This is a genomic window from Methylobacterium sp. Leaf87, from assembly GCF_001422775.1.
GTDB lineage: Bacteria > Pseudomonadota > Alphaproteobacteria > Rhizobiales > Beijerinckiaceae > Methylobacterium.
The window spans coordinates 169,132-194,669 of record NZ_LMMI01000002.1 but is presented as its reverse complement, the minus strand read 5'-3'; the positions used below and the strand labels follow the sequence as shown (position 1 = coordinate 194,669).

Genomic DNA, 25,538 nt, shown 5'->3' with positions numbered 1-25,538 from the left:
GAACCGGCGCAACACGGTGGGCGAGGCGGTCTTCGTCAAGGACCAGCGGGCCCGACCGGCCCCTGACGACGATGATCCGCTGCCCGGCTCGCTCCGCCGTGGGGCCTGACGATCGCAGGCTGGCTGGGCTGTGGTTTTCGCCATTCCTGACGTGGGTGTCTTGAGATCATGAGTGGGGGCAGTGCAGCACCTCCGGGCGGATCGGCAGGCGGTTGGGCAAAGCCCCCGCCGGCAGCGCCGGCCAGACCGACCCTCGAACGCCTTGGCAATTGGGGTCGCATCATCGCGGGCTTGCGGTACGGTCCGTGGGTGACCGCCAGCCAAGCTGGCCCTGTCGCCGACGTCTCTGGCGCCGGCATGGAGGGCTGAGCTTCCCCAAGACGATTTCGAGCGCCAGCTTTTTCGGAAGGCGAGCGATCTCGTGAAGCAAGGGGTGCCGCAAGGCGAGGTGCAGGACTGTTCGACAAGGAGCGTGCCGCGCGTCGGCGGCGGGACACCATCGTCGAGGAGAAGCCGCGTCCCAGGTCGATACCGCCGCCTCCTGGGACCGTTCGCATCAACAGGAGAGATCGGAAATGCCTGGTCGATGAATACAAGAAGCTTCTCAACGTCTGTGACGGCGCCTCGCATCACATCGTTCCGGATATGGTCTACCGCCTGGGCGCGCGACCGAAAGGCGCCGGGATGAGTTCGACCGCCGATCGCATCCCGAATGCTCCGACGCTGAACGAGGGTATGGCGATCTGTTTAAGCAAGGCGCAACACGGAAGTGGCCTGGGCGGCATTCACGCCGATCTTCGGAAATCGCTGAACAATCTTGGAGCAGACTATACGCCGTCGGAAACAGCGCCCCTTGGAGAAATCATTTCAGCAGCCAAGTTATCTATTGGTAATATTGAACATAGTTCGGAAAGATGTAAGGATCTGGCGAACTCGAAACTCAGTTTTCAAATAGGACAAAAAGGTCTCGATTCAGAGCAGCCGGGTCGGACTCAGGAAAAACCGCTCCCGAGCGGGGCTGCGAAGAACGTCCTCCGACGCGGATACTATTGAAATATGTCTATGGAAAATGAAATGGTCGATTGGAAACCAATGATAAACGCAGCCCACGCTACCGGTCGTGGACAGTTCTGCGTCGCACTATGCGAATTGGAATATGATGATCCGTTCAGTGCGCTGCTTGATTGCGATGAATCTTTACAACAACCATGGTTGCGCACCGACATAGCACGAGAAATCTATTCTGTCACAGCCCCGGGAACCACAAAATATCCCGGATCTCGATTTGCTGCTCTTAGAGCGTTTTCGGGCTGCGCTGAATCGGGCGGGTGGGGTTCACGCGAAGCTGTTGGGCTGATTCACTGATCGCTCTGGAGGAGGAGCGACAGATGGGACGAGCCTACAGCCAGGATCTGCGCGAGCGGGTGGTGGCAGCCGCGGCAACGACCTCGCGCTGGCAGGCGGCGGCGCGGTTTGGAGTCGGCATCGCGACCTCGATCCGCTGGATGGCCGCGCTCACGACGACCGGGACGGTGGCCGCTCGTCCGCAAGGGCGGGCGCGCCGCTCGAAGCTCGATCCGCACGAGGCATTCCTGCGCGGCCTGATCGACACGAAGGTCGACATCACCCTGGAGGAGATGCGTGCCCGGCTTCGGGACGAGCACGATCTGACTGTCGGGCTTGGCACCCTGTGGAGCTTCCTCGACGCACGCGATCTCACCTACAAAAAAAGACAGCTCACGCCGCCGAGCAAGAACGCCCGGACGTGAAGGCCGCGCGTGAGGCGTGGTTCGAGGGCCAACTCGATCTCGACCCGGCGCGCCTCGTGTTCCTCGACGAGACCTGGACCTCCACCAACATGGCTCGCACCCGCGGACGGTCGCCCCGTGGCGAACGGCTGCGCTCACCCGTGCCGCACGGCCATTGGAAGACCACGACCCTGGTGGCGGGCCTGCGCCTGTCCGGGATCGCTGCACCGTTCGTGCTCGACGGGCCGATCAACCGCGACACCTTCCAGGCTTACGTCGATCAGGTCTTGGTGCCTGAGCTGACCCCCGGCGACATCGTCGTCATGGACAACCTCGGCAGCCACAAGGGCCCGGAAGTGCGGGCGGCGATCGAGGCGGCAGGCGCGCGGCTGTTGTTCCTGCCGCCCTACTCGCCCGACTTCAACCCGATCGGGGGCTACCCCGACCGACGAGTCGGTTGGGGACCCCTCAGATGGCGCTCTCGAAGCTCAAAGCACTGCTCCGCAAGGCGGCCGAACGCACCGTCGAGGGACTGTGGTCGGCCATCGGACGCCTCGTCGACACCGTCACACCCAACGAGTGCGCCAACTTCTTCGCCGCCGCAGGACACGAACCAGATTAAACCGAAAACGCTCAAGAGCGCTACGCAATCTTCAGTGGGAAAGGGAACGCTCCCCGTCGCGCATCGTGACGCTCGTCGCCTCAACCGCGCGCCCGGCCGAAGTCGGAAGACCACGCGGTCATCGACATCTCCGACTGCCGGGGATCCGTCGCGTTCGGACAAAGCGACGACTTCGTCGGATCGAAACGTTGCGAGGTCGATCGGTCGCCCTCACGGCTCCGGACCTCGATCCCGGACAGACCGTTAAGCACCGCGAACGCCGCCCGCAATCACGGGCGGCGTCGATCAGCGTTCGTCAGCCCTGGACCAGCACGTTCCGGAACTGCCACGGGTCGGTCTCGTCGATGTTCTCCGGGAACAGGCCCGGGCGGCCGGTCAGCGGGGTCCAGTCCGTGTAGACGCCGACCACTGGGCCGAGATACGGCATCTGCACTTCGAGGCAGCGGCGGAAGTCCATCTCGTCGGCCTCGACGATGCCGGACTCAGGGTTCTCGAGGGCCCAGACCATGCCGGCGAGGACGGCCGAGGTCACCTGAAGGCCCGTGGCGTTCTGGTAGGGGGCGATGCGGCGGGTCTCCTCGATGGAGAGCTGCGAGCCGAACCAGTAGGCGTTCTTCTCGTGCCCGTAGAGCAGCACGCCGAGTTCATCGATGCCGTCGACGATCTCGGTCTCGTCGAGGATGTGGTGCTTCTCCTGGACGACGGCGGCCTTGCCGAACATCTCGTGCAGGGACAGCACGGCGTCGTCGGCCGGATGGTAGGCGTAGTGGCAGGTCGGCCGATAGGCGGCGCGCTCACCCTCCAGCACCGTATAGTAATCCGAGATCGACACCGCCTCGTTGTGGGTCACGAGGAAGCCGAACTGCGCCTGGGCCGTCGGCGTCCACGAGCGCACGCGGGTGTCGGCGCCGGGCTGGAGCAGGTAGATGGCGCAGCGCGACCCCTTCTCCTGATCGCGAGCGTTGTCCGGACGCCACGTCTCGTGGGTGCCCCAGCCGAGTTCGGCCGGCTGGTTGCCCTCGGAGACGAAGCCTTCGACCGACCAGGTGTTGACGAAGACACCCCGGGGCTTCGGGTTCTTAGCGCGCTGGGTATCCCGCTCGGCGATGTGGATTCCCTTGACGCCGACTTCCTGCATGAACTTCGCCCAGCCGGTCCGATCCGTCGGCTCCGCGGTCTTGAGGCCGATGTCGTTGGCGATGTTCAGAAGCGCCTGCTTGACGAACCACGACACCATGCCGGGATTGGCGCCGCAGCACGACACGGCGGTGGTGCCGCCGGGGCTGGCGGTGCGGGCATCGAGGATGTCCTGGCGCAGGGCGTAATTTGTGCGGTCACCCTGACTCTTCGACTTGTCGAAGTAGAATCCGGGCCAGGGCTCGGCGACGGTGTCGATATAGAAGGCGCCGAGCTCGCGGCACAGTTCCATGATGGCGCGGGACGAGGTGTCCACCGAGACGTTCACGCAGAAGCCCTGTCCTTCGCCCTCCGTGAGGAGCGGCGTCAGGATCGCGCGATAATTCTCCTTGGTCAGCGCCACCTGCTCGAAGCGCAGGCCATGCTGGTCGGCGAGCGCCTTGTGGGCATCGGACGGCTCGACGACGGTGAATCGGCTCTTGTCGTACGCGAAGTGGCGCTCGATCAGCGGCAGGGTGCCGCGTCCGATGGAGCCGAAGCCGATCATCACGATGGGTCCGGTGATGCGGCCGTGGACGGGCCAGGCGGTGGCGGCTTCGGTCATGGGCAGGCACTCCTAACAACTTGCTCGGGCGTCGCGATGCGCGCGGGTGGCCGACGCACCTAGCCGGCACAGATGACGCGCACGCGACGGGCTCAGTGGCGGCTGGCGTCCGGCGGGTCAACCACGTCCAGCTCGGTTCCTAAGGGAGCATGAACCCGTCCATGCTCTCACCGCAGCCTTGCATCCCACTCGGCGGGATTGCGAGCCTCGGGACGTAAGCCGATATTGCACTGCAACAAAGCCGGAGGACGCGCCGCCCTATCGAACCCAAGGACCCCACCCATGCTCGCAATCCTCACCGCAAACCTGCCCGCCCAGGCGGAAGAGCCCATCGACCGCGATCCCGGCATCATCACCCTGACCGCCGCTCTCCTGCGCGCCCTCAGCCGCCAACGGGATGCCGCCTTCCGCCGCCGCTGCGATCTCGCCGGACAGACCAATCCCAATCGTTAGGACAAACCACCCCGACGTCAGGCTACCCGTCGTCGCGACGCCGCACCGGCGTCGCCGAAGGCCGGGAACGGAGCGTCCGCATCGCCCCATGCGCCGGTCGCGCGCACGATGCCCTGGGTACCATCGAGGCCGCCCGGGCGGAGATTGAGCCCGAGGAAGCGTTCGCGCTCGAACGGACCCGGCATCGATAAGCCCGCCACGAGTTCCGGCGTGAAGCCGAAGCGCGCATAGTACGGCGCGTCGCCGACCAGCAGCACGGCGCCGTGGCCGAGAATCGTCGCCCGTGTGAGCGCATGGCTCATCAACGTCGCACCGAGTCCATGGCCCTGAATTTCGGGATCGACCGCCAGGGGCCCGAGCAGGAGGGCCGGCCGGCGAAATCCGGCCTCGACGTGCCAGAGACGGACGGTGCCGCAGACATGACCGTTATACTCGGCCGTGAACGCGAGTCCCTCGGCCGGAAGCCGGCCTTCGCGCAGCCGCTCGGAGGTCTTCAGGCGTCGGGCAGCGCCGAAGCACAGGTCGAGGAGATGCTCACGGGCGAGAACATCGCCCGAACGTTCATGGCGGATCTGAAACAAGGCCACACCCTTTCCCGAAATCTGGGCGGGGGACGAACGATCCTCGCGTCGGGCACGGGCCCTCGGTCCGGGATGAGAACGCGGACGATCGAAGGTCGACCGTCCGCGATGCTGGTAGTCCGAATCAGATGACGAATTGCTGAAGGGGCGGGAAGCCGTTGAACGCCACAGCCGCGTACGTGGTCGTGTAGGCGCCAGCGCCCTCGATCAGCACCTTGTCGCCGATGGAAAGCGAGACGGGCAGGGGATACGGCACCTTCTCGTAGAGCACGTCGGCCGAATCGCAGGTCGGTCCGGCCAGCACGCACGGGCTCGTGCGATCCCCATCGTGATCCGTGCGGATCGCGTAGCGGATCGACTCGTCCATGGTCTCGGCCAGCCCACCGAACTTGCCGATGTCGAGGTAGACCCAGCGAATCTCGTCCTCGGCTTGCGACTTCTTCGAGACCAGCACGACTTCGGCCTCGATCATCCCGGCATTGCCGACCATGCCGCGGCCCGGCTCGATGATGGTTTCGGGCAGGTGGTTGCCGAAGTGCTTGGTGAGCGCGCGGAAGATCGCGTCGCCGTAGGATTCCACGCCCGGCACCGCCTTGAGGTACTTGGTGGGGAAGCCGCCGCCGAGGTTGACCATCGACAGGGTGATGCCCCGGTCGGCGCACTCGCGGAAGATCGTGGAAGCGGAGGCCAGCGCTCCGTCCCAGGCTTCGGTGTTGCCCTGCTGCGAGCCGACGTGGAACGACACACCGTAGGCGTGCAGGCCCTGGCGGCAGGCATGCTCCAGCACGTCCACGGCCATCTCGGGCACGCATCCGAACTTTCGCGATAAGGGCCATTCCGCGCCTGCACCGTCGCAGAGGATCCGGCAGAACACCTGCACGTCCGCGGCCTCGACACCGGCGGCCTCGGCGGCCCGGGCGATCTTCTCGACCTCGACCTGACAATCGACGGCGAACAGGCGCACGCCGAGCTTGAGGGCGCGGCCGATGCAGCGTTCCTTCTTGATGGTGTTGCCGAAGGAAATCCGGTCGGCGGTCGCGCCTGCGGCGAGCGCCATCTCCACTTCGACCACCGAAGCCGTATCGAAGCACGAGCCCATCTCGGCGAGCAGCCGCAGCACTTCCGGCGCCGGATTCGCCTTCACGGCGTAGAACACCCGGGTGTCGGGAAGCGCGCGGGCGAAAGCGGTGTAGTTGTCGCGCACGACATCGAGGTCGAGAACCATCACGGGACCTTCGTCCTGGCCCATGTCACGGCGCGCGCGAAGGAAGTCGCGGATGCGATCGGTCATGCTGTTTCCAACCCACAGGTTCGCAAGCGCCCTCGCGTGGGGCGCGCTGTCGAATGTCAGGACGACGTGAGTCGTCCGGCGTCTGGGATCGATGCGACGCGGCGCGCGGCGTGCTTTGGAGACACGCTGTCGAGCGCGGGCGCAAACGCTCCCGGAAGCTGCCTTGGATTGGAAGGGAGATCCCCACCGCACGCCGGGCAAAGAGAAACAAGCCTCTTCGGTGCCGGCCTTTGGAGGGCCGACGAGACCAAAAAAGCCCGTTCGTCGTTGCTTTAAGCTGCGTCCCCCGTGGAGAGCGGGGTTCGCCGGTTTCGCCTCCGGCTGCCGGTTGTTGTCGGGGTCCGGTGTCGCCACCTGGATGCCGGCCGTAGGGAATCCACCCTATCGACCATCGATCCTTTAAGACCCCTGGCGGCTGTCCGGCAGTTGGCCGGATGCCCACCAACCGACACGCGGCCACAGGCACGTGCGAAATTGGGCAAGGGCGATATACGAGCATCGCGTTCCGGCGACAAGAAAAAACGCGGATCTTTTCGACGCGACAGGGTCGCGGACCGCGAATGTTGCACAAACGCCGCGTCGGCCTCCACGGCCTCTTTCCAAGCCCGGGCTGACGCGCCATCAAGCGGTCCATTCACCCTTCGACGGCCGTATCAGGGCGCAGGATCATGACAGAACCGAACCGCCGCGCCGTCATCACCGGTTTGAGCGTCACGAGTCTGGCCGCCACCGGGCTGCTCTCCGGTGCCGCGTCGGCGCAACCGGGCGTGCCGCAGACCTTTGGTTTTGCCGACGTGGAGCGGCGGGCCCGCGACTTGTCGAAAGTACCCCACGCCGCGAAAGCGCCGAACCTGCCACCTGCCATCGCCAGGCTCGACTACGATGCCTGGCGCGATATCCGCTTCAAACCCGACAAGGCGTTCCTGGGCGCCGAGGGCAGCCCGTTCCGGCTGCAATTGTTCCACCTCGGCTTCCTATACGATCGGCCCGTCACGGTGAACCTCGTGCGGGGCGGCGTCGCCACTCCCATCGCCTATCAGGCGAGCCTGTTCGACATGGGCCGGACCAAGGTCGACAAGCCCTTGCCGGTGGATCTTGGATTCGCCGGCCTACGCATCCACTCCTTCCTCAACAGCCCGAGCCTCCTCGATGAGCTCATCGTCTTCCTCGGCGCCAGCTACTATCGCTTCCTCGGCCGCGATGAACGCTACGGCCTGTCGGCGCGCGGGCTCGCGGTGAACGTCGAAGGCGAGGGCGGACCGGAGGAGTTTCCGGTGTTTCGGGAGTTCTGGGTAAGCATGCCGGAAGCGAACGCCGATGCCCTCGTCGTCGATGCGCTCTTCGACGGCCCCGGCCTTACCGGTGCGTTCCGGTTCACTGTGCATCCGGGGGACGAAACCACGGTGGCGGTGCAGACTACGCTCTATCCCCGCACGGACCTCACCACCCTCGGGCTGGCGCCGCTGACCTCGATGTTCTTCATCGGCGAGAACGACCGGCGCCATTCCGACGATTATCGGCCCGAACTCCACGATTCCGACGGTCTTCAGATCGCAGCCGGCAGCGGCGAGTGGCTGTGGCGCCCCCTCGACAACCCGAAGGAGCGGCGCATTTCGAGCTTCTTCGACACAGACCCGAAGGGTTTCGGCCTGCTCCAGCGCGACCGGCGCTTCGAGAGCTATCAGGATCTGGAAGCGGCCTACCATCGCCGGCCCGGTTACTTCGTCGAGCCCGACGGGGCCTGGGGGGAGGGGGCGGTGATGCTCATGGAACTGCCCACAGATACGGAGACCAACGACAACATCGTCGCCTGCTGGCGCCCACGCCAGCCCTACGCGGCCGGCGAGGCGGTGCGCTTGTCGTACCGCGTGCGCAGCGTCGGCGGCGACCCCCTCCATCCCGGGGCCTGCGTGGTCAACACCTTCGGGGCGGCGGCGATTGCCAGCGGCACCGCCAAGGCGGACGAGGTCAAGGGTGCGCTGAGCCGCCGCTTCCTCGTCGATTTCGCCGGCGGCGATCTCGCCTATTACGGCGCCGATCCGAGCCGGGTCGAGGTGATCGCCAGCGCATCGAACGCCAAGGTGACGGCGACCTCCCTCGTCGCCAATCCGCATACGGGTGGCCTGCGCGCGGCCATCGACGTCACGGTTTCCACCCCGGGTCAGGAAACGGATCTGCGTGCCTTTCTGCGGGCGGGGGGACGGACGCTCTCGGAAACCTGGGTCTATCCCTGGATCGCCGCGTGAGCGCGGCCTTGCCGTTGCTCGATACCACGCCCGCCATCGCGATCCGCCCGGCGCGGATCGAGGATCTCGATGCGCTCGCCGCCCTCGAACATGCCGCTTTCTCCAGCGACCGCGCGGAGCGTCGGGCGATCCGTCACGCCATCCGCTCGCCCAGCATGACGGTTCTCGTGGCCTTGGCCGATGACGGGGAGGGGCCCGCGATGCTGGTGGGCGCCGCGACCCTGGAGCGCCGACGGGGCAGCCGCAACGCGCGGCTCTCCTCCATCGCCGTCTCGCCCGCGCGCGCCGGACTCGGGCTCGGCGGTCTCGTCCTCGATGCGGCGGAGGCGGACGCACGCGCCCATGGCTGCACGCACCTGCGCCTCGAAGTCCGCGCAGACAACGGCGCCGGCATCCGGCTTTACGAGCGCAGGGGCTACACGCGCTTTGCCGTGATCGAAGACTATTACGAGGACGGCATGGAGGCCTGGCGCTACGTCAAGGCGCTGTAGGCCGACGCGAAACGTAAAAACCCGCCCTGACGAAAGCCAGGACGGGTGTTGTGGACTTGTCATGCCCCGGCATCGCGCCGGAGCGGACGGATCAATCGCAGACTTCCTTCGTGACCGTCTTGCGGTCGCCGACGTCGTTTTCCTTCGTCACGGTCTTGGTGGCGCAGCCGTCGGCGCTCTCGCGGGTCTCGACGGTCTTGCGCTCGCTCGCGGGCCGCTCGACGACCACGTCCGGCGCATCGCGGCGGATGATCGTGGTCTCGGCCTGGGCCAGGGCCGGAGCACCGACGAGGAGCGCTAGGGTGGTGGCGGCGAAGAGGGTGTTGCGCATGGGGACCTCCGTGTCGAAAACGTCGGCATCCAACGACGAACCAAGCGGGACCGTTCCCCCGATCCGCCGCTGATCTTACGCAAACTTCTCGTTCTCGTGCAGGTCTCCCGAGATTCGGCGTGCTTCAACCTTCGATGCGCGAGAAATCCGCGACTTCCCGCGTCGCCGCCCGCAAGGCGTTGAGAAGGGCGAGGCGGTTTTCACGCAAGGCCGGATCGTCCGAATTCACCGTCACCTTCTCGAAGAACGCATCCACGGGGGCGCGGAGCGTCGACAATGCCTGCATGGCGCCGGCGAAATCTTCCCGCTCGACCGCCGCCGAGGCGGCTGACCGCGCCGCCACGAGGGCTTCGGACAGGGCGCGCTCCTCGAGCTCGCCCCGTGCGGCGAGCGCCGCATCGGGCACGGCCTCGTAGGACCGTCCGTCCTTCTTCTCCTCGATCCGCAGGATGTTGGCCGCGCGCTTGTAGCCGGCGAGCAGGTTTTTTCCGTCGTCGGTCTCCAGGAACTTGCCGAGGGCCTCGACGCGGCGAACCACCATCAGGAGGTCGTCTTGTCCCGGCAGGGCGAACACGGCGTCGATGAGATCGTGGCGGGCGCCCTGGTCACGGAGGTAGACTTTCAGGCGGTCGGCGAAGAAGGCGAGGAGATCAGGAAGATACTGATCTTCCAGCTTCTCAGGAGCAGAAACACTCTTCTGGGAAAATCCGAAGTCGGCGGTGTTGAAGTATTTCCGCAGCGGCAGTTTGACCTGGCGTTCATTGATAAGCCGAATGACACCCAGCGCGGCACGACGCAAAGCATAAGGGTCTTTGCTGCCGGTCGGCTTTTCGTCGATGGCCCAAAAGCCGACGAGCGTATCGAGCTTATCGGCGAGAGCCACTGCGACGGCGACCGGATCGGTCGGCACGCGATCGGACGGGCCGACCGGCTTATAATGGTCCTCGACCGCCGCCGCGACGCTCGGGTTCTCGCCCTGCAAAGCCGCGTATTTCCGGCCCATGAGGCCTTGAAGCTCAGGAAACTCACCGACCATCTCGGTGACGAGGTCGGCCTTGGCGAGGCGGGCGGCGCGCTCGGCGAGGTCGGGATCGGCGCCGACCAAGGGCGCGAGTTCGCGCGCCAGGGCCGCGATCCGCTTGACCCGCTCGCCCTGCGTGCCGAGCTTCTCGTGGAACACGATCGAATCGAGCTTCGGCAGCCGATCCTCCAACTCGATCGCCTTGTCGGTCTCCCAAAAGAACTTCGCGTCCGAGAGCCGCGCCCGCACCACCCGCTCGTTGCCGGCCGTGATGGCGAGCCCCCCGTCGCTGGCGACGAGGTTCGAGGTCAGGATGAAGGCCGGGGCGAGGCGTTCGGCGCCGGGCTCGCGCAGGACGAAACACTTCTGGTTGGCCTTGATGGTGGCGCGGATGGCCTCGGCCGGAATGTCGAGGAAGGCGGGGTCGAAGGTGCCGAGCAGCACCACGGGCCATTCCACGAGGCCCGCGACCTCTTCGAGCAGGCCCTCGTCCTCCACGAGTTCGAGGCCGCGCGCGAAGGCGAGATCGCGGGCGTCGTGCAGGATGATGTCTTTGCGCCGATCGGCGTCGAGCACGACCTTGGCGCGCTCCAGGGCGGCGACGTAATCGTCGAAGCGGCGCACCTCGATGGCGTCCGGTGCGAGGAAGCGATGACCGTAGGTGGTCGTCCCGGCCACGATCCCGTCGACGTCGAACGGCACCACGTCGGGCGTCTCGGTCTCCGGCCCGAAGGTGGCGACGATGGACTGCAGCGGGCGCACCCAGCGTAAACTGCCGGGCTGAGCCGAAGCCTTGCCCCAGCGCATGGATTTGGGCCACGGAAAGCTGCGGACGATCTGGGGCAGGATCTCGGCCAGCACGTCGAGGGTTTCGCGGCCGGGCTTCTCGATGATGGCGACGTAGAATTCGCCCTTTTTCGGGTCGGAGACGATGGTCGCCTGGTCGAGGCTGGCGAGGCCCGCACTCTTGAGGAAGCCCTGGACCGCTCCGTCCGGCGCGCCGACGCGGGGGCCCTTGCGCTCCTCACGCACCTCCTTGCCGCGGGGCGGCAGGCCGGCGACGTGAAGGGCGAGGCGGCGCGGCGTCGCGAAAGCCTTGGCGCCATCGTAGAGAAAGCCGCGCTCGACGAGGGCATCGGTGACGAGCTTGCGCAAGTCGTCGGCCGCACGCCGCTGCATGCGGGCGGGGATCTCTTCGGAGCGCAGTTCGAGGAGGAGGTCGGGCATGGGATCAGGCGGCGTCCGAGATGAATTTTCGAGAGTGTCGCTGGTGCGGCGGGAGCCGCCATCGACGTCGAGAGGCCAAGTCGCGGTGCGGCCCTCGGATCAGGCCGCGCCACCGCCGGCCGTCTTCAGATACGCGGCCCCGCAGGCCTTGGCGAGTTCGCGCACCCGCAGGATGTAGCTCTGCCGCTCGGTCACCGAGATCACGCCCCGGGCGTCGAGGAGGTTGAAGACGTGGCTCGCCTTGATGCACTGGTCGTAGGCCGGCTGCGCCATCCGGTGCAGCCCGGCCTCGCCCTCGGGGGCCCCGGCGTCGAGGTAGGTCCGGCAGGCCTTCTCCGCATCGGTGAACTGCCGGAACAGCATGGCGGTGTCGGCGGCCTGGAAATTGTGGCGCGAATATTCCTGCTCCGATTGCAGGAAGACGTCGCCGTAGGTGACCTTGTCGTCGCCGATGCCGCCGTTGAAATTAAGGTCGTAGACGTTCTCGACGCCCTGGACGTACATGGCCAGGCGTTCGAGCCCATAGGTGAGCTCTCCCGCGACCGGAGAGCATTCGACGCCGGCCACCTGCTGGAAGTAGGTGAACTGGCTCACCTCCATGCCGTCGCACCAACATTCCCAGCCCAGCCCCCAGGCACCGAGCGTCGGACTTTCCCAATCGTCCTCGACGAAGCGGATGTCATGGAGCTTGAGATCGACGCCGATGGCGTCGAGGGAGGCGAGATAGAGCTCCTGCAGGTTCGGGGGATTCGGCTTCAGAATCACCTGGAACTGGTAATAGTGCTGGAGCCGGTTCGGGTTCTCGCCATAGCGCCCGTCCTTCGGCCGGCGCGACGGCTGGACGTAGGCCGCCTTCCAGGGCTTCGGCCCCAGGGCCCGCAATGTCGTGGCCGGATGAAAGGTGCCCGCGCCCACCTCCATGTCGTAGGGCTGCAGGATCACGCAGCCCTGGGCGGCCCAAAACCGCTGCAGCGTCAGGATCAAGCCCTGGAACGAGGTCTGGGGCGCGAGATCGACGGCGCTCGACAGGTGGCTGGCGCTCGACATGGGCAATCCGGTCCGTGATGGGGCGGCCAGCGTTTAAGAGGCGGGTCGGGGGTGTCAAGCGATGCCGGTGTGCGGGCGCACGCAATTTCGCCCCAATTCGGTCGGGTAGCCGGAACTGTCACGCTCACTGCCAAGTTGAGGCAACAATCAGCCAGTCTTCTCCGTCGCAGACCGACGGGCGACCATTTGGATCAACGCGCCATGCGCTCGTCTTTCGCAGTCTTCGCCGCCATCGCCGCCGCTTCGCTGGCTGCCACGCCCCTCGTGATGGGTGCCTCGAACGCCTTCGCGACGCAGGACTCCACCAACGTCGTCGCGATGCCGGCCCTCGTCACGCCCATCGACGTCGTCACCGTGCCGGCGCCGGTCCAAGCCGAGACCTGCACCCGCAAGGTTCGGGTGGTCTATGCGGGTTACGGTTCCGAGGGCTGCGCCCGCTAGAACCGCTGCAACGGCCGATCAGAGACCGTAGCGCGCCCATGCGGCGCGCTCCTCAATGACCGCCAGAGCCTCGGCGGCAAGACCGTCTGCCGCCAGACCGGCGGTGCTTCCGGGGTTCGCGCGCCGCAGCAGGCGGGCGACGAGTGAGCCGCGCTTCTCGGCCACCATGACGAGTTGGACATCCTCGCCGAAGCGCGCTCGAAGGGTCGAGCGCGCATCCCCCAACCCGTCGACGAGGCCGAGGCGCAGGGCCTGACGTCCGGTCCAGACGGCGCCAGTGAACAGGTTCTCGCCATTGAAATCGAGGCTCGGGCGCCGGCCTCGCACCAGGGTGGTGAACAGGTCCTGCACATCGGCCTGGATCTGCTTCAGTCTGACGATATCGTCGGGATTTTCTGGCCGGAACGGATCCAGCATCGCCTTGGCCTCGCCCTGGGTGTGGACGCGGCGCTCAACTCCGAGGCGTTCGATGAGGCGATCGAAGCCGAACCCCGCCGAGACAACCCCGATTGAGCCAATGAGTGACGTCGGATCGGCGACGATCTCGTCGGCTGCGCAAGCGATCATGTAGCCGCCGGACGCGGCGACGTCCTCGACGAAGGCGTAGACCGGCAAGCCCTTCTCCGCCGCGAGCGCCCGGATGCGCTGGTGGATGAGGTGTGACTGCGCCGGCGACCCGCCTGGCGAATTGATGACCAGCGCCACCGCCGCGACGTGCGGCATGGAAAAGGCCTGTTCCAGGGGACCGGCGAGCCCGGCAATGGAGAGCCCCGCCCGGAACGGCGAGGCGGCCCCGATGGCGCCGTTGAGGCGGACCACCGCCACCCGTGGCTTGCGCTTGCGCCAGCGCGCCGGAAGGAAGGCCCGCAGACCGGTCGGAATCGTGAGCGCCATCGTGTCTCGCTGGGATTTCGGGGAACCGGGCGCCGGATAGTCCCGTGCCGTTCCCGCAGAGATGGTGCGCCGATCGGGCTTCGCCAACGCGGCTTAGCAACGGCGACCCGTCGTCAATCCTGGCTCGGCCGCGTACCGATCCAGGCCGTACCGGCGTTGAGTGCGGCCAGGATCGGCGTGAACGCGCCGTCGGCACCGTGCAGCACGAGGGGCGTCAGCAGGCTGAACGGCGCGCGGCTTCCCTTCACGGCGGTGATCAGGACCCGGATCGCCGGCTCCCCGGCCCGCGCCTGGACCGGCCGGACGCCGATGCCGCCGAAGCGTCCCCGCAGGGCGTCGAGGCAGTCCGGCAGAGCATCGGCCCGGTGAATCAGACCGAGATGCCCCCGGGGACGAAGGATCTCGACGCAGGTTCGCAGCCATCCGTCGAGTGAGCCCATCGGGAAAGTATGGGCGGCGGCCTTGTCGGCGATGGGAGAGATGCGGTGTCGGCCAGCCTCGAAATAGGGGGGGTTGGTGAGAACGAGATCGCAGCATTCCGGGACGAGGCCGGCGGCGCGGCGCGCGCCACCTTTGGCCAGAACGTCCGCCGCGACCACATCGACCCGCCCGTCGAGACCGTTGAGCGTCGCGTTCAGGCGAGCGAGGTCCGCGAGGGCAGGATCACGCTCGACGAGGAGCATGCGGCAGGTCGGAGCACGCAACGCGACGGCGAGCCCCACCGCCCCCGTCGCCGCGCCGACATCGCAACACGTGGCACCCGGTGCGGGTCTGAGGAGCGCTGCCAGCAGCACCGCATCCGTGCCGGCCCGATGAGCGCCGCGGTCGGGCTGATACAACTGGAGGCGGCCGCCGAGCCACGCATCGGGGGAGCGCGGCTCAGGCGTCGCGTAGTTCATGGGCCAGACCCGCCTCCGTCAGCAGGCGGCGAGCCTGGGCAGCGTGATCCGCCGGCACGAGCAGCCGGCGTGCGAAGGCCCCGATGGAGCCTTCCAGACCGCTCATGTGACCGTCGGCGACGAAGGCCGGAATCTCGGCGCTCGCGAGAAGGGATTCGGCGAAACCGATCAGGACGATGTCGTTGCTGCGGATGAGTTCGGTCATCGCGGTTCCTGGAGAGGGAGAACGGTTCGTCCCCGTTCCTTCCGGCCCTTGCGGCATGGTGCATGTTGCAGCGCCTCCGAGCCCATGCGATGGGGTGCCGCACGGAAGTCGGTCGCGCAAGACGGGGTTTGGTGTTCGGGTCGGCCGGTTGCGGCGCGCCCGCATCGAGCCTGTCGGGTTGGGAGGCAGCGGGGTTTGGGCGTCGTAATACCCTTGGAGGACACTCGTCCCGATCCGGAGGCGAGCCTGACGGACCTCGTGGCCCTCGTCGCCGCGGGGATGGAGCGCGTCAACGCGACCATCCTGTCGCGCACCGGATCGTCCGTGCAGATGATCCCGGAAGTCGCCAATCACCTGATCGCGTCCGGCGGCAAACGCCTGCGTCCGATTCTGACCCTCGCGACGGCGGACCTGTGCGCCTACGCGGGCGACGGGGCGGTCAAGCTCGCGGCCAGCGTCGAGTTCATGCACACGGCGACCCTGCTGCACGACGATGTGGTGGACGAAAGCGACATGCGTCGCGGCACCGTCGCGGCCCGGATCAAGTGGGGCAACGAGGCCAGCGTGCTGGTCGGTGACTTCCTCCTCGGCCAGGCGTTCCGGATGATGGTCGAGGTCGGCTCGCTGAAAGCCCTCGACATTCTGTCGGCCGCCGCCACGGTGATCGCCGAGGGCGAGGTGATGCAGCTCGCCGCCGCCAAGAATACCGAGACGACGGAGGACGAGTACCTCGCCGTCATCCGCGCCAAGACCGCCGAACTGTTCGCCGCCGCCTGCGAGGTCGGGCCGGTCATCGCCGAACGCCCCCGGGCCGAGCAGGCTGCGTGCCGCGCCTACGGCATGAACCTCGGCATCGCCTTCCAGCTCGTGGACGACGTGCTGGATTACGGCGGCACCAGCGCCAGCCTCGGCAAGAATGTCGGCGACGACTTTCGCGAGGGCAAGATCACCCTGCCGATCGTGCTGGCCTTCCGCCGCGGTACGGACGCGGAGCGGGTGTTCTGGAAGCGTGCGCTGGAAGACGGCGACGTCTCAGACGACGATCTCGCCACCGCGCTCGCGATCCTGCGCCGGCACCGCGCCCTCGAGGACACCATCGAGCGAGCCCGGCATTACGGCGCCATGGCCCGCGACGCTCTCGGGCTTTTCCCGAAAAGCCCGATGAAGCAGGCTTTGCTGCAGGTCGTGGATTTCTGCATCGCCCGCGCGCACTGAGCGCGCAGGCGGTGCGGAGCTTTCAGGCGGCGACCGCTTTCGGCAGCGTGAGTTGGTCCTTGCCGGTCTCCGCGATGACGATTTTGCCGGCAGCGTCCGACCATTGGGTCAGCAGGCCGTCCGTCGTCGCCTTGTTCATCGGTTTGCCGAACAGGTAGCCCTGCCCGTAGGTGCAGCCCTGATCCGCGAGCCAGCCGACGCTCGACGCGGTCTCGATGCCCTCGGCCGTGGTCGAGAGGCCGAGGCTCGACCCGAGGGCGATGATGGCATCCACGAGCTTGGCCCGATCCTCGCCGAGGGGAATCGAGGCCACGTAGCTGCGGTCGATCTTCAGCTTGTCGAACTGCAACTCGCGCAGGTGGTAGAGGCTCGAATAACCCGTGCCGAAATCGTCGAGGGCGATACGCACGCCGAAGTTCTGGAGGGATTTCAGGGCCACCCGCGCGGATTCCAGATCGTTGACCAGGGCGGTCTCCGTGATCTCGATCTCGAGACGGCCCGGGGCGAAGCCGGTCTCCGTCAGGATCGCGAGGATACGCTCCGGCAGCTGCTTGTCCTGAAGTTGAAGCGGCGAGATGTTGACGGCGAGTTGCAGGTGACCGGGCCACGACCGGGCGTCGGTGCAGGCCTTGCGCATGAGTGCCCAGCTCAGGTCGGCGATCATGCCGGTCTCTTCGGCCAGCGCGATGAACTCCGCCGGTCCCAGGAGCCCCTGCTCGGGATGGCGCCATCGCGCAAGCACCTCGAATCCAATCAGCTCGCGGCCGGGGAGTTGCACCACGGGCTGGTAGAACGGCTCGATCTCACCGCGCTCGATGCCGAGGCGCAGATCTGCCTCCATGCGGGCCCGAACCTTCAGGGCGTGGCCCATGTCGAGGTGGAAGAACCGGAAGTTGCCGCGGCCTTCGCGCTTGCCCTGATACATGGCGACATCGGCGGCATGCAGGAGCGAGACGGCATCGGAGCCGCTCTCCGAGGCGAGGGCGATGCCGATGGTGGCACCGACCTCGACCCGGCTCTGCTCCCAGACGACCGGCTTCGACAGGGCGGAGATGATCTGCTGGGCGAACCGGGGTACGGCTTCGCTGTCCTCACCGTAGTCGATCATGACGACGAATTCGTCGCCGCCGAGACGCGCGATCAATCCGCCTTGCGGAACCAGGGCGCGCATCCGATCGGCGACGGCGCAGATAACGGCATCACCCGCAGCATGGCCATGGACGTCGTTCACGGGCTTGAAGCGGTCGAGATCGATCAGGAGGACGGCGATGGCCGCCGATCCCGGCTTCGATAGACGACCGTCCAGGGTCTCCTTGAAGAAACGCCGGTTGGCGAGGCCTGTCAGCGCATCGTGCCGAGCCGCGGATTCCGCACGATCGCGGGCGAAATCCCTGGCCATCATGGCCTGACGAAGCTTGAACGACTTGCGGATCGAGGCGACCACCAGGCCGAAACTCATGCAGATCGCGAGCATGAGAAGGTCGTGGAGGTGATGGAAGGTCGTGAAATGCAGGAGGTAGTCGAACATCCCGAGCTGGGTGCCGGCAATCCAGATGCAGACGCCGATCATCATGAGGCACAGGGCCTCACGCAATTCCCCTTCGCCCCATGAGGCTTGCTTCATCTGACCCTCTGCCAATCCCGCAGAGTGACAGTGCCGACAAGACCCTTTCGTCTCGGTAAAAGACCGACTGTCCGGTGGACTTTGACCAATATTTCGTGGGCGATGGAACCGCTTTGCCAGCCTAACGTAGCAAGGACGGCTTCACCCACCATTGCGGATGACGGTCACGGATACGGCGCGCGGCCCGTACCGCGGCGGAGCGATCGACAAAGAGGCCGAACACCGTCGCACCCGACCCGGACATCCGCGCCAGTCGGCAACCGGCCTCGACCGACAGGGCCTGGAGCGCCTCACCGATCACCGGGGCGAGACCGAGGGCCGGCGCCTCGAGATCGTTGCGGGCCGGGCCGATCGACGCCACCACCGCCTCGGCATCCACGCCCTCGGCGATCTCCGGATGCGGCCCCGGTCGATACCGCTCACCCACCATCAACCCCAAGGCGCGGAAAACCGGTGCAGTCTCGACGGGGATGCCGGGGTTGATGAGGATCGCCGGGAGGGGAGCGATCCCAAGGGCGGCCCCAATGGTCTCGCCAGCCCCTCGCATCATCCGGGCCCGGGGATCGAGACAGACGGGAACGTCGGCGCCCGTCGCGCGCGCGGCGTCCAGAAGATCGGGATCCGTGGGGTCGAGGCCGTTGCTGCGGCCGAGCAGCCGCAGGGCAGCGGCCGCATCCGACGAGCCGCCGCCGATGCCCGCCGCCACGGGGAGGCGCTTGACGAGATGGAACGTCCCGAGTCGAAGACCGGGCCGGCGCCTAGAGAGATGACGGGCGGCCCGGATCACCAGGTTGTCGTCGAGGGGGCCGGCCGGACCCGCCGTCGGCCCCGACACTTCGAGGGCGAGCGCTTCGCCCGGATGAAGCGACAGGGTATCGCCGGCGCCGGTGAACGCAACGAGGCTTTCGAGCTCGTGGTAACCGTCCCCGACGCGGCGCCCGAGAACGTGCAGGGTGAGATTGATCTTCGCCGGAGCGCGGGTGACGAGGATTGGCACGGGCTCTCGACGGCTGTTCAGGGGATCGGGGCGCCGGTCTGGCCCTGCGCCCCTGCCCACGTCAAGTCCGATGCCGTAACGGACTCGATCAGCCGCCGCTCTTCTTGTCGGCCGCGCCCGGAGGCTCGCTCGGAGCCGGAGCGCCTTTGGGCAGTTCGGGATTGGCTTTCCCCTCGGGCGGATTCTCGGCCGTGGCGGCCGGCTTGTCGAGTTCCGGCAGGCCGTCCTTGAGCTTGGCGTTGATTTTCTCGAGTTCCTCCGGCTCGGGGTTCAGGTCCTTGGCGTGCTGCCACTGGAACTTGCCCTCGAGACGGCGGCCGGCGCGCCAATAGGCATCGCCGAGGTGGTCGTTGATCGTCGGGTCGCCGGGCTTGAGCTCGATGGCCTTCTCCAGCTCACGCATGGCTTCATCCCAACGCCCGAGGCGGAAATAGGCCCAGCCAAGGCTGTCGATGATCATCCCGTCGCGCGGGCTGGCGTCCACGGCCTGCTTCAGCATGGTGAAGGCTTCGTCGATGTTGATGTTCTGGTCGACCCACGAATAGGCGAGGTAGTTCAGGACCTGGGCGCGGGCACCCGGCTGCGAGGCCGGCACGAGTTCCAGAGCCTTCTTCAGGTCGGCCTCGGCCTTGCTCCACTGCTTGGCCCGCTCGTAGGCGGTGCCGCGGAAGTAGAACGTCGTCCAGTAGTTCGCCGCCGGCTGGTCGCCGATGAGAGCGATGGCGCGGCTGTAGGTCTCGGCCGCCTCTTCGTACTTCTTGCGCGAGCGCTGAACGTTGCCGAGCGCCGTGATCACGTCGATGTCGTTGGGATGAGCCTTCATGGCCGCATCGAGGTGTTGGATCGCCTCGTCGCCCTTGCCCATCTGCTCGAGGTTGAGCCCGATCTGCACGTCGGCGTTGAGGCGCAGCGGCGAGTTCGCCGGGATCTGGGCATAGGCCTCGTTGGCGCGCTCCGGCTGCTTCATCCGGTCGAGGATGTCGGCCAGGGTCAGGCGAGCCAGGGCGTGCTCGGGTGCGAGATAGAGGGCGAGGCGCAGATAGACCACCGCCGGCAGTTCGTCGCCCTGCGTCGAGCCCGCCGAACCGAGCCCATAGAGCACCTCGCCGGCTCCCTCCTGCGCCGTATTGACGAGGCGGGTGAGGGGCTTGCCCTCCTTCAGCTTGGTGAGCGCATCGCGAACGACGGGATGGCGTGGCAACAGCTTGTCGAACTCGGTGTAGGCCTGGATCGCCAGATCCGTGCGCCCCGCCTGCGCCTCGAACCGCGCATAGGCGTCGACCACCCGGAGGGTGTTGCGGTCGCCGTCGTAGGCCGCCTTGAGACGGCGCTCCGCCTCGGCCTGGTCACCGGTCAGCGCCGCGATCAGGCCAGCGTGGTAATCCCGGAACGTGTTGTAGGTTCGCTCGCCCTTGAGCTTGTTGATGGTCTCCTGGGCGCGCTTGCCGTCACCGGCCCCGGCGAAGGCCCAGGCCGTGAGGAGGGTGCCGGTGAGATCGGCGGCGGCACCCCGGCCGCTGCGGGCGAAGTTCTGACGGGCCTGGGCGAACTGACCGGCCTTGATCTGCCGGACGCCGAGCGCGAGCTGAGCGAGACCGTTGGCACCGTCGCGGGTCGTCAGGCGCTCTGCGGCGCGGAACGCGTCCGGTAGGGACCCGTCGGCCAGGAGCGACACGAAGGCGCGCTCCAGCAGTTCGGCGTTGCGCGGGTCGGCCTTCACGGCCTCGCGGTAGAAGCTCGCCGCCGCCGCCGTGTCCTTCGAGGCACCGGCGATGTAAGCCGCGAGGAAGTTGCCTTCCAGGGATTCCGCGGGCTCGAACTCCGGCAGCGGCGTCGATTCACGGGGTTGCGCCGCGTGCGTCGGCACAGTCGCCGCGAGGCAGAAAGCGAGGGCCGACAGGGCTCGGCGAGTCGCGGCGTTTCCGTTCATGGGCACCGTTCAGGGCTTCTGCGCACCGGCTCGATCGGGGCCGGCGCTCGATCGGGCGGGACACTGAACTCTTCCCATCATCCCTGCAAGGCATAAGGATGCCGCCCCGAGCGCGGGGAGGGCGACCCCAAGGCCTCACCCATCCCTCCCGCGCGGCGATCACATATTCGGGTAGTTCGGACCGCCCGGGCCCTCCGGCGTCACCCAGTTGATGTTCTGGTTCGGGTCCTTGATATCGCAGGTCTTGCAGTGGACGCAGTTCTGCGCGTTGATCTGGTAGCGCACGCCGTCGCTCTGGGCCGCATCCGCCACCCACTCGTAGACGCCGGCCGGGCAATAGCGCGCCGACGGTCCGCCGTAGACATCGTGCTCGGATGCCTTCTGCAGGTCGAGGTTCTTCACGTTGAGGTGGGGCGGCTGATCCTCCTCGTGGTTGGTGTTGGAGAGGTACACCGACGAGAGGCGGTCGAAAGTCAGCTTGCCGTCCGGCTTCGGGTAGACGATGGGCGTCACCTCGGCGAGCGGCTTGGTACAGGCGTGATCCGGCTTGCCGTGCTTGAGCGTGCCGAACAGGGACGTCCCGAGCAGGGTGTTGGCCCACATGTCGGCGCCGCCGAGGCCGACACCCACCAGGGTGCCGTACTTCGACCAGAGCGGCTTGACGTTGCGCACGCGCTTGAGGTCCTGGCCGATGGCGCTGTCGCGCCAGCCGTTCTCGTAGGCGGTGAGTTCGTCCCCCTGGCGGCCGGATTCGAGGGCCTGCGCGATGGCCTGCGCCGCCTGCATGCCCGAGAGCACGGCGTTGTGCGATCCCTTGATGCGCGGCACGTTCACGAAGCCGGCGGAATCGCCGACGAGGCAGCCGCCGGGGAACACGAGCTTCGGCACCGACTGCCAACCACCCTCCATGATGGCCCGCGCGCCGTAGCCGATGCGCTTGGCCCCCTCGAAGGTCTCGGCGATCATCGGGTGCGTCTTGAAGCGCTGGAACTCGTCGAACGGCGACAGGGTCGGGTTCTCGTAGTTCAGGTGCGTGACGAACCCTACCGAAAGCAGGTGGTCGTCGAAATGGTAGAGCCACGAGCCGCCGCCGGCCTTGTTCGGCAGGGGCCAGCCCATGGTGTGCTGGACGAGGCCGGCCTGGAACTTGTCTGGGCTCAGCTGCCACAACTCCTTGACGCCGAGACCGTACTTCTGGTGGTCGCTGTCGGCGTTGAGCTTGAACCGGTCGATGAGCGTCTTCGTCAGGGAGCCGCGGGCGCCCTCTCCGAAGATCGTGTACTTGCCGCGCAGCTCCATGCCGCGGGTGTAGTCGTCCCGTGGCTCGCCCGAGCGGCCGATGCCGAGATCGCCCGTGGCGATGCCGACCACCACGCCCCGGTCGTCGTAGAGCACCTCGGAGGCCGGAAAGCCCGGGTAGATCTCGACGCCGAGCGCCTCGGCCTGGGCGCCGAGATACTTCGTCACGTTCGACAGCGAGCCGACGAAGTTGCCATGGTTGGACATGAATTTCGGGAAGAACAGGTTCGGCATGGTCACGCCGCTGTTCTTCGTCAGGAACATGAACTCGTCGCGCTCGACCGCGGTCTTCAAAGGCCGGTCTGGATCGGTGCGCCACGCGGGCAGGAGGTCGTCGAGGCCCGCCGGATCGACGACCGCGCCCGACAGGATGTGCGCGCCGACCTCGGACCCCTTCTCGACCACCACGATGCTGACGTCGGAGGACAACTGCTTGAGGCGGATGGCGGCGGCGAGGCCCGCCGGCCCGGCGCCGACGATCACCACGTCGAAATCCATCCCCTCGCGTTCGGGCAGCGCCATTCCGTCATCCTCCTGTCACGCCCGCCGTCCGGCGGGTCCCGTGAATTGATTCAGATCACTCTCAACCGATTCCAAGATGGGAACGCAAGCGGCCTGCGCTCCCTGCGCGGTGTCGTGATGAAGAGTCGCGCCGTGCGAAAGCGGAGGATCGGGTCGCCGGGACGCCGCGCCCCCGTTGTCCACAGGCGACGAACACGCCACATCTCACCTCATGACTGCGAGCGACGAACGCCAGCGTGATCTCATCGCCGCCCTCGACTTCCATGTCGCGGCGGGGGTCGATCTCATGCTCGACGAGCACCCCCACGACCGCTTCTCGGAAGCGGATGCCCCGGCACGTCCCATGGTGTCGACGCTGGAGCCAAAGCACAGCCCCCCCCTTGAGCATTCTGCGCGACGGGAGCCCGCCGCGACGGCGCTCAGTCGCGAATCGCCGCCACGCGGCGAGGCTCCTCCCCAAGCCGGGACCTACGGCCAATCCGCCGCTGCCCGTCCTGGCGAAGCGGCCGGCGATGCGCGGGCGCGGGCAAAGGACGTCACGTCCCTCGGGGAACTGGAAGCGCTTCTCGGCGGCTTTGACGGCTGTCCGCTCAAGTTCACGGCAAAGAACCTCGTCTTCGCCGACGGCAATCCGGCAGCGAAGCTCATGTTCATCGGCGAAGCGCCGGGCGCCGACGAGGACCGGGTCGGTAAGCCGTTCATGGGCCGCTCGGGCAAGCTGTTGGATCGGATGATGGCGGCGATCGGCCTCGACCGGACGAGCGCCTACGTGACCAACATCGTGCCGTGGCGCCCGCCCGGCAACCGCAACCCGACGCCCCAGGAGGTCGCAATCTGCAGGCCGTTCATCGAGCGGCAGATCGAACTCGCGGCGCCCGACCTCATCGTCTGCCTCGGCAGTCCCTCCACCCAGGCGATCACCGGCACCAAGGACGGGATCCTCAAGGCGCGGGGCCGGTTCTTCCCCTACCGGGTCGGGGATCGCGAGATCCGCGTTCTGGCAACCCTCCATCCGGCTTACCTGCTGCGCCAGCCGCTGCAGAAGCGGCTGGCCTGGCGAGATTTTCGCACCCTTCGTGCCGCCCTCGACGGCAAGGCCTAACCTCGGTACGGAGACCCCAAGCGGAACTGTATGTGACAGGCGGAGATTACTTCGCAGGGGTGGCGTCCGTCCGCGGTCCGGAACGAGTGGTGAGAGCACATGCGCTGGGAAGATTTCCGTAGTTCGGACAACGTCGAGGACCGTCGCGGCGAAGGTGGCGGCGGGGGCGGCTTCCCGGGCGGCGGCGCCGGCGGACTCGGCATCGGAACCATCGTCATCCTGTGCATCATCGGCTGGGTCACGGGCATCAATCCGGCGGTCCTCATCGGCGGGGCCGAGCAAATGACCGGGAGCGGGCGGCCGCGGCAGGAGCAGGTCGACCCTCAGACGCAGGCGCAGCGCAAGACCAAGCCAACGGACGAGAGCGGGCGCTTCGCCGCCGCGATCCTCGGCAACACCGAGGATGTCTGGCGTGAGATCCTTCCCAATCAGACCGGCAAGCAGTACCGGCCGACCGGCATGGTGCTGTACACCGGTGGCACCCGCAGCGGCTGCGGCTCGGCCCAGGCCGCCATGGGGCCGTTCTACTGCCCGCTCGACAAGAAGGTTTATCTCGACACGTCCTTCTTCAAGGAAATGGAGCAGAAGTTCGGCGTGAAGGGCGACTTCGCCTACGCCTACGTCATCGCTCATGAGGTCGGGCACCACGTGCAGGACGAGCTCGGCATCCTCGGCAAGGTCCAGGGCCGCCAGCAGGCCGCATCGAGCAAGGTCGAGTCGAACCAACTCTCCGTGCGTGTCGAGCTCATGGCCGATTGTCTCGCCGGCGTATGGGCCAAGAATTCCAACGACAAGTACAATTCCCTGGAGCCGGGCGACATCGAGGAGGCGATGAACGCCGCCAGCGCCATCGGCGACGACAGGCTGCAGAAGCAGTCGCAGGGCTACGCGGTGCCGGACTCGTTCACACACGGGTCGTCGGCGCAGCGCCAGCGCTGGTTCATGACCGGCTACAAGAGCGGCCAGACAAAATCCTGCGATACGTTCCGGGCCGCCCGGAACTGATTGCCCTCGGAGGTCACGAACGTCATGGTCGCATCCGACAAGACCCGCAGCTTCGTGCCCCTCGCCATCGCGGTGCTCACCGTATCGGACACGCGTTCCCTGGACGAGGATCGCTCCGGCGACACCCTGCGTGACCGCCTCACCGCGGCCGGTCACACCCTCGCGGCCCGTGCCGTGGTACCGGATGAGGTCGAACGGATCCGTGGGCAGGTCGATGCCTGGTCACGGGATCCGGCGGTGGACGTGATCCTCACCACGGGCGGGACGGGCTTTACCGGGCGCGACGTGACGCCGGAGGCCATCGAGCCGCTGTTCGAGAAACGGATGGACGGATTCTCGGCGGTGTTCCATCGGATCTCGTACGACAAGATCGGCACCTCGACCCTCCAGTCGCGGGCGACGGCGGGCGTCGTGAACGCTACCTACGTGTTCGTGCTGCCGGGCTCGCCCGGCGCATGCCGAGATGCCTGGGACGGCATCCTGGCCGCCCAACTCGATTACCGGCACCGGCCCTGCAACTTCGTCGAGATCATGCCGAGGCTGGACGAACATCTCCGGCGCGGAGCATCCATCACGGTTTGAGACGAGGCCTTCAGGAAGGGCGTG

Annotated in this window: 22 protein-coding genes and 1 pseudogene; 10 read left to right on the top strand and 13 right to left on the bottom strand. The window is 67.0% G+C overall.

Features of this window, described 5'->3' with window-relative positions; all coding sequences use genetic code 11:
• Nucleotides 1-684 precede the first annotated feature (684 nt).
• The gene (locus ASF22_RS23575) at nucleotides 685-1,053 is read left to right on the top strand and encodes a hypothetical protein (protein ID WP_156647592.1); all 369 of its coding nucleotides are present in this window, start codon (nucleotides 685-687) and stop codon (nucleotides 1,051-1,053) included.
• A 335-nt stretch (nucleotides 1,054-1,388) separates the two neighbouring features.
• Nucleotides 1,389-2,370, top strand: a pseudogene (locus ASF22_RS22770) (IS630 family transposase).
• A gap of 295 nt (nucleotides 2,371-2,665) precedes the next feature.
• Here ASF22_RS22770 and ASF22_RS02760 read toward each other — a convergent pair.
• Complete coding sequence (locus ASF22_RS02760) at nucleotides 2,666-4,111, bottom strand: saccharopine dehydrogenase NADP-binding domain-containing protein (RefSeq protein WP_056261183.1); 1,446 nt, start codon at nucleotides 4,109-4,111, stop codon at nucleotides 2,666-2,668.
• A gap of 282 nt (nucleotides 4,112-4,393) precedes the next feature.
• Here ASF22_RS02760 and ASF22_RS24470 point away from each other — a divergent pair, with 282 nt between their 5' ends.
• Complete coding sequence (locus ASF22_RS24470; protein ID WP_200918694.1) at nucleotides 4,394-4,564, top strand: hypothetical protein; 171 nt, start codon at nucleotides 4,394-4,396, stop codon at nucleotides 4,562-4,564.
• Between the two features lie 17 nt (nucleotides 4,565-4,581).
• Here the strand turns inward: ASF22_RS24470 and ASF22_RS02755 are convergent, their stop codons facing one another.
• Both ASF22_RS02755 and ASF22_RS02750 read right to left on the bottom strand, forming a co-directional pair.
• Entirely contained in the window at nucleotides 4,582-5,145 is a 564-nt protein-coding gene (locus tag ASF22_RS02755) for an N-acetyltransferase (RefSeq protein ID WP_056261281.1), read from the bottom strand.
• Between the two features lie 124 nt (nucleotides 5,146-5,269).
• On the bottom strand, nucleotides 5,270-6,436 hold the full coding sequence (locus tag ASF22_RS02750; protein ID WP_056167385.1) for a type III PLP-dependent enzyme: 1,167 nt from the start codon (nucleotides 6,434-6,436) through the stop codon (nucleotides 5,270-5,272).
• 668 nt (nucleotides 6,437-7,104) lie between these two features.
• Here ASF22_RS02750 and ASF22_RS02745 point away from each other — a divergent pair.
• Nucleotides 7,105-8,682 (top strand): glucan biosynthesis protein G, encoded by a 1,578-nt coding sequence (locus ASF22_RS02745; RefSeq protein ID WP_056261180.1) that lies wholly within the window; start codon nucleotides 7,105-7,107, stop codon nucleotides 8,680-8,682.
• Entirely contained in the window at nucleotides 8,679-9,173 is a 495-nt protein-coding gene (locus tag ASF22_RS02740; protein ID WP_200927070.1) for an N-acetyltransferase, read from the top strand. The genes ASF22_RS02745 and ASF22_RS02740 overlap by 4 nt, the downstream gene beginning before the upstream one ends.
• 91 nt (nucleotides 9,174-9,264) lie before the next feature.
• Here ASF22_RS02740 and ASF22_RS02735 read toward each other — a convergent pair whose 3' ends face one another.
• The 3 genes from ASF22_RS02735 to ASF22_RS02725 form a co-directional block, all read right to left on the bottom strand.
• The gene (locus ASF22_RS02735) at nucleotides 9,265-9,504 is read right to left on the bottom strand and encodes a hypothetical protein (protein ID WP_056167736.1); all 240 of its coding nucleotides are present in this window, start codon (nucleotides 9,502-9,504) and stop codon (nucleotides 9,265-9,267) included.
• A gap of 124 nt (nucleotides 9,505-9,628) precedes the next feature.
• Nucleotides 9,629-11,752: a glycine--tRNA ligase subunit beta gene (gene glyS / locus ASF22_RS02730; protein WP_056261177.1), complete on the bottom strand. Its 2,124-nt coding sequence runs from the start codon at nucleotides 11,750-11,752 to the stop codon at nucleotides 9,629-9,631.
• Between the two features lie 99 nt (nucleotides 11,753-11,851).
• On the bottom strand, nucleotides 11,852-12,799 hold the full coding sequence (locus tag ASF22_RS02725) for a glycine--tRNA ligase subunit alpha (RefSeq protein ID WP_056167394.1): 948 nt from the start codon (nucleotides 12,797-12,799) through the stop codon (nucleotides 11,852-11,854).
• Between the two features lie 201 nt (nucleotides 12,800-13,000).
• Between ASF22_RS02725 and ASF22_RS02720 the strand changes: the two genes are divergently transcribed.
• A complete protein-coding gene (locus tag ASF22_RS02720) occupies nucleotides 13,001-13,240 on the top strand; it encodes a hypothetical protein (protein ID WP_056167396.1) in 240 nt (79 codons plus the stop codon).
• 18 nt (nucleotides 13,241-13,258) lie between these two features.
• Here the strand turns inward: ASF22_RS02720 and ASF22_RS02715 are convergent, their stop codons facing one another.
• The 3 genes from ASF22_RS02715 to ASF22_RS02705 form a co-directional block, all read right to left on the bottom strand.
• Nucleotides 13,259-14,134: a S49 family peptidase gene (locus ASF22_RS02715; protein ID WP_056261174.1), complete on the bottom strand. Its 876-nt coding sequence runs from the start codon at nucleotides 14,132-14,134 to the stop codon at nucleotides 13,259-13,261.
• 113 nt (nucleotides 14,135-14,247) lie between these two features.
• The gene (locus ASF22_RS02710; RefSeq protein ID WP_056261171.1) at nucleotides 14,248-15,033 is read right to left on the bottom strand and encodes a methyltransferase; all 786 of its coding nucleotides are present in this window, start codon (nucleotides 15,031-15,033) and stop codon (nucleotides 14,248-14,250) included.
• Nucleotides 15,014-15,238 (bottom strand): DUF2007 domain-containing protein, encoded by a 225-nt coding sequence (locus tag ASF22_RS02705; protein WP_056261169.1) that lies wholly within the window; start codon nucleotides 15,236-15,238, stop codon nucleotides 15,014-15,016. Before ASF22_RS02705 ends, ASF22_RS02710 begins: the two co-directional genes overlap by 20 nt.
• Nucleotides 15,239-15,433: 195 nt before the next feature.
• On the opposite strand from ASF22_RS02705, the gene ASF22_RS02700 reads away from it, so the two are divergent.
• The gene (locus tag ASF22_RS02700; RefSeq protein WP_056167409.1) at nucleotides 15,434-16,453 is read left to right on the top strand and encodes a polyprenyl synthetase family protein; all 1,020 of its coding nucleotides are present in this window, start codon (nucleotides 15,434-15,436) and stop codon (nucleotides 16,451-16,453) included.
• A 22-nt stretch (nucleotides 16,454-16,475) separates the two neighbouring features.
• Here the strand turns inward: ASF22_RS02700 and ASF22_RS02695 are convergent, their stop codons facing one another.
• The 4 genes from ASF22_RS02695 to ASF22_RS02680 form a co-directional block, all read right to left on the bottom strand.
• Nucleotides 16,476-18,077: an EAL domain-containing protein gene (locus ASF22_RS02695; RefSeq protein ID WP_056261167.1), complete on the bottom strand. Its 1,602-nt coding sequence runs from the start codon at nucleotides 18,075-18,077 to the stop codon at nucleotides 16,476-16,478.
• A 121-nt stretch (nucleotides 18,078-18,198) separates the two neighbouring features.
• Nucleotides 18,199-19,074, bottom strand: a complete 876-nt coding sequence (locus ASF22_RS02690) for a 4-(cytidine 5'-diphospho)-2-C-methyl-D-erythritol kinase (RefSeq protein WP_056261165.1) — start codon at nucleotides 19,072-19,074, stop codon at nucleotides 18,199-18,201.
• Between the two features lie 88 nt (nucleotides 19,075-19,162).
• The gene (locus tag ASF22_RS02685) at nucleotides 19,163-21,004 is read right to left on the bottom strand and encodes a tetratricopeptide repeat protein (RefSeq protein WP_056167419.1); all 1,842 of its coding nucleotides are present in this window, start codon (nucleotides 21,002-21,004) and stop codon (nucleotides 19,163-19,165) included.
• Nucleotides 21,005-21,163: 159 nt separating this feature from the next.
• Nucleotides 21,164-22,825, bottom strand: a complete 1,662-nt coding sequence (locus tag ASF22_RS02680; RefSeq protein WP_056261162.1) for an electron transfer flavoprotein-ubiquinone oxidoreductase — start codon at nucleotides 22,823-22,825, stop codon at nucleotides 21,164-21,166.
• A 211-nt stretch (nucleotides 22,826-23,036) separates the two neighbouring features.
• Between ASF22_RS02680 and ASF22_RS02675 the strand changes: the two genes are divergently transcribed.
• From ASF22_RS02675 to moaB, 3 genes are all read left to right on the top strand, one after another.
• The gene (locus ASF22_RS02675) at nucleotides 23,037-23,927 is read left to right on the top strand and encodes a uracil-DNA glycosylase (protein ID WP_056167426.1); all 891 of its coding nucleotides are present in this window, start codon (nucleotides 23,037-23,039) and stop codon (nucleotides 23,925-23,927) included.
• Between the two features lie 99 nt (nucleotides 23,928-24,026).
• Complete coding sequence (locus ASF22_RS02670; RefSeq protein WP_056261158.1) at nucleotides 24,027-24,932, top strand: neutral zinc metallopeptidase; 906 nt, start codon at nucleotides 24,027-24,029, stop codon at nucleotides 24,930-24,932.
• Nucleotides 24,933-24,956: 24 nt separating this feature from the next.
• On the top strand, nucleotides 24,957-25,514 hold the full coding sequence (gene moaB / locus ASF22_RS02665; RefSeq protein WP_056167739.1) for a molybdenum cofactor biosynthesis protein B: 558 nt from the start codon (nucleotides 24,957-24,959) through the stop codon (nucleotides 25,512-25,514).
• Nucleotides 25,515-25,538 lie beyond the last annotated feature (24 nt).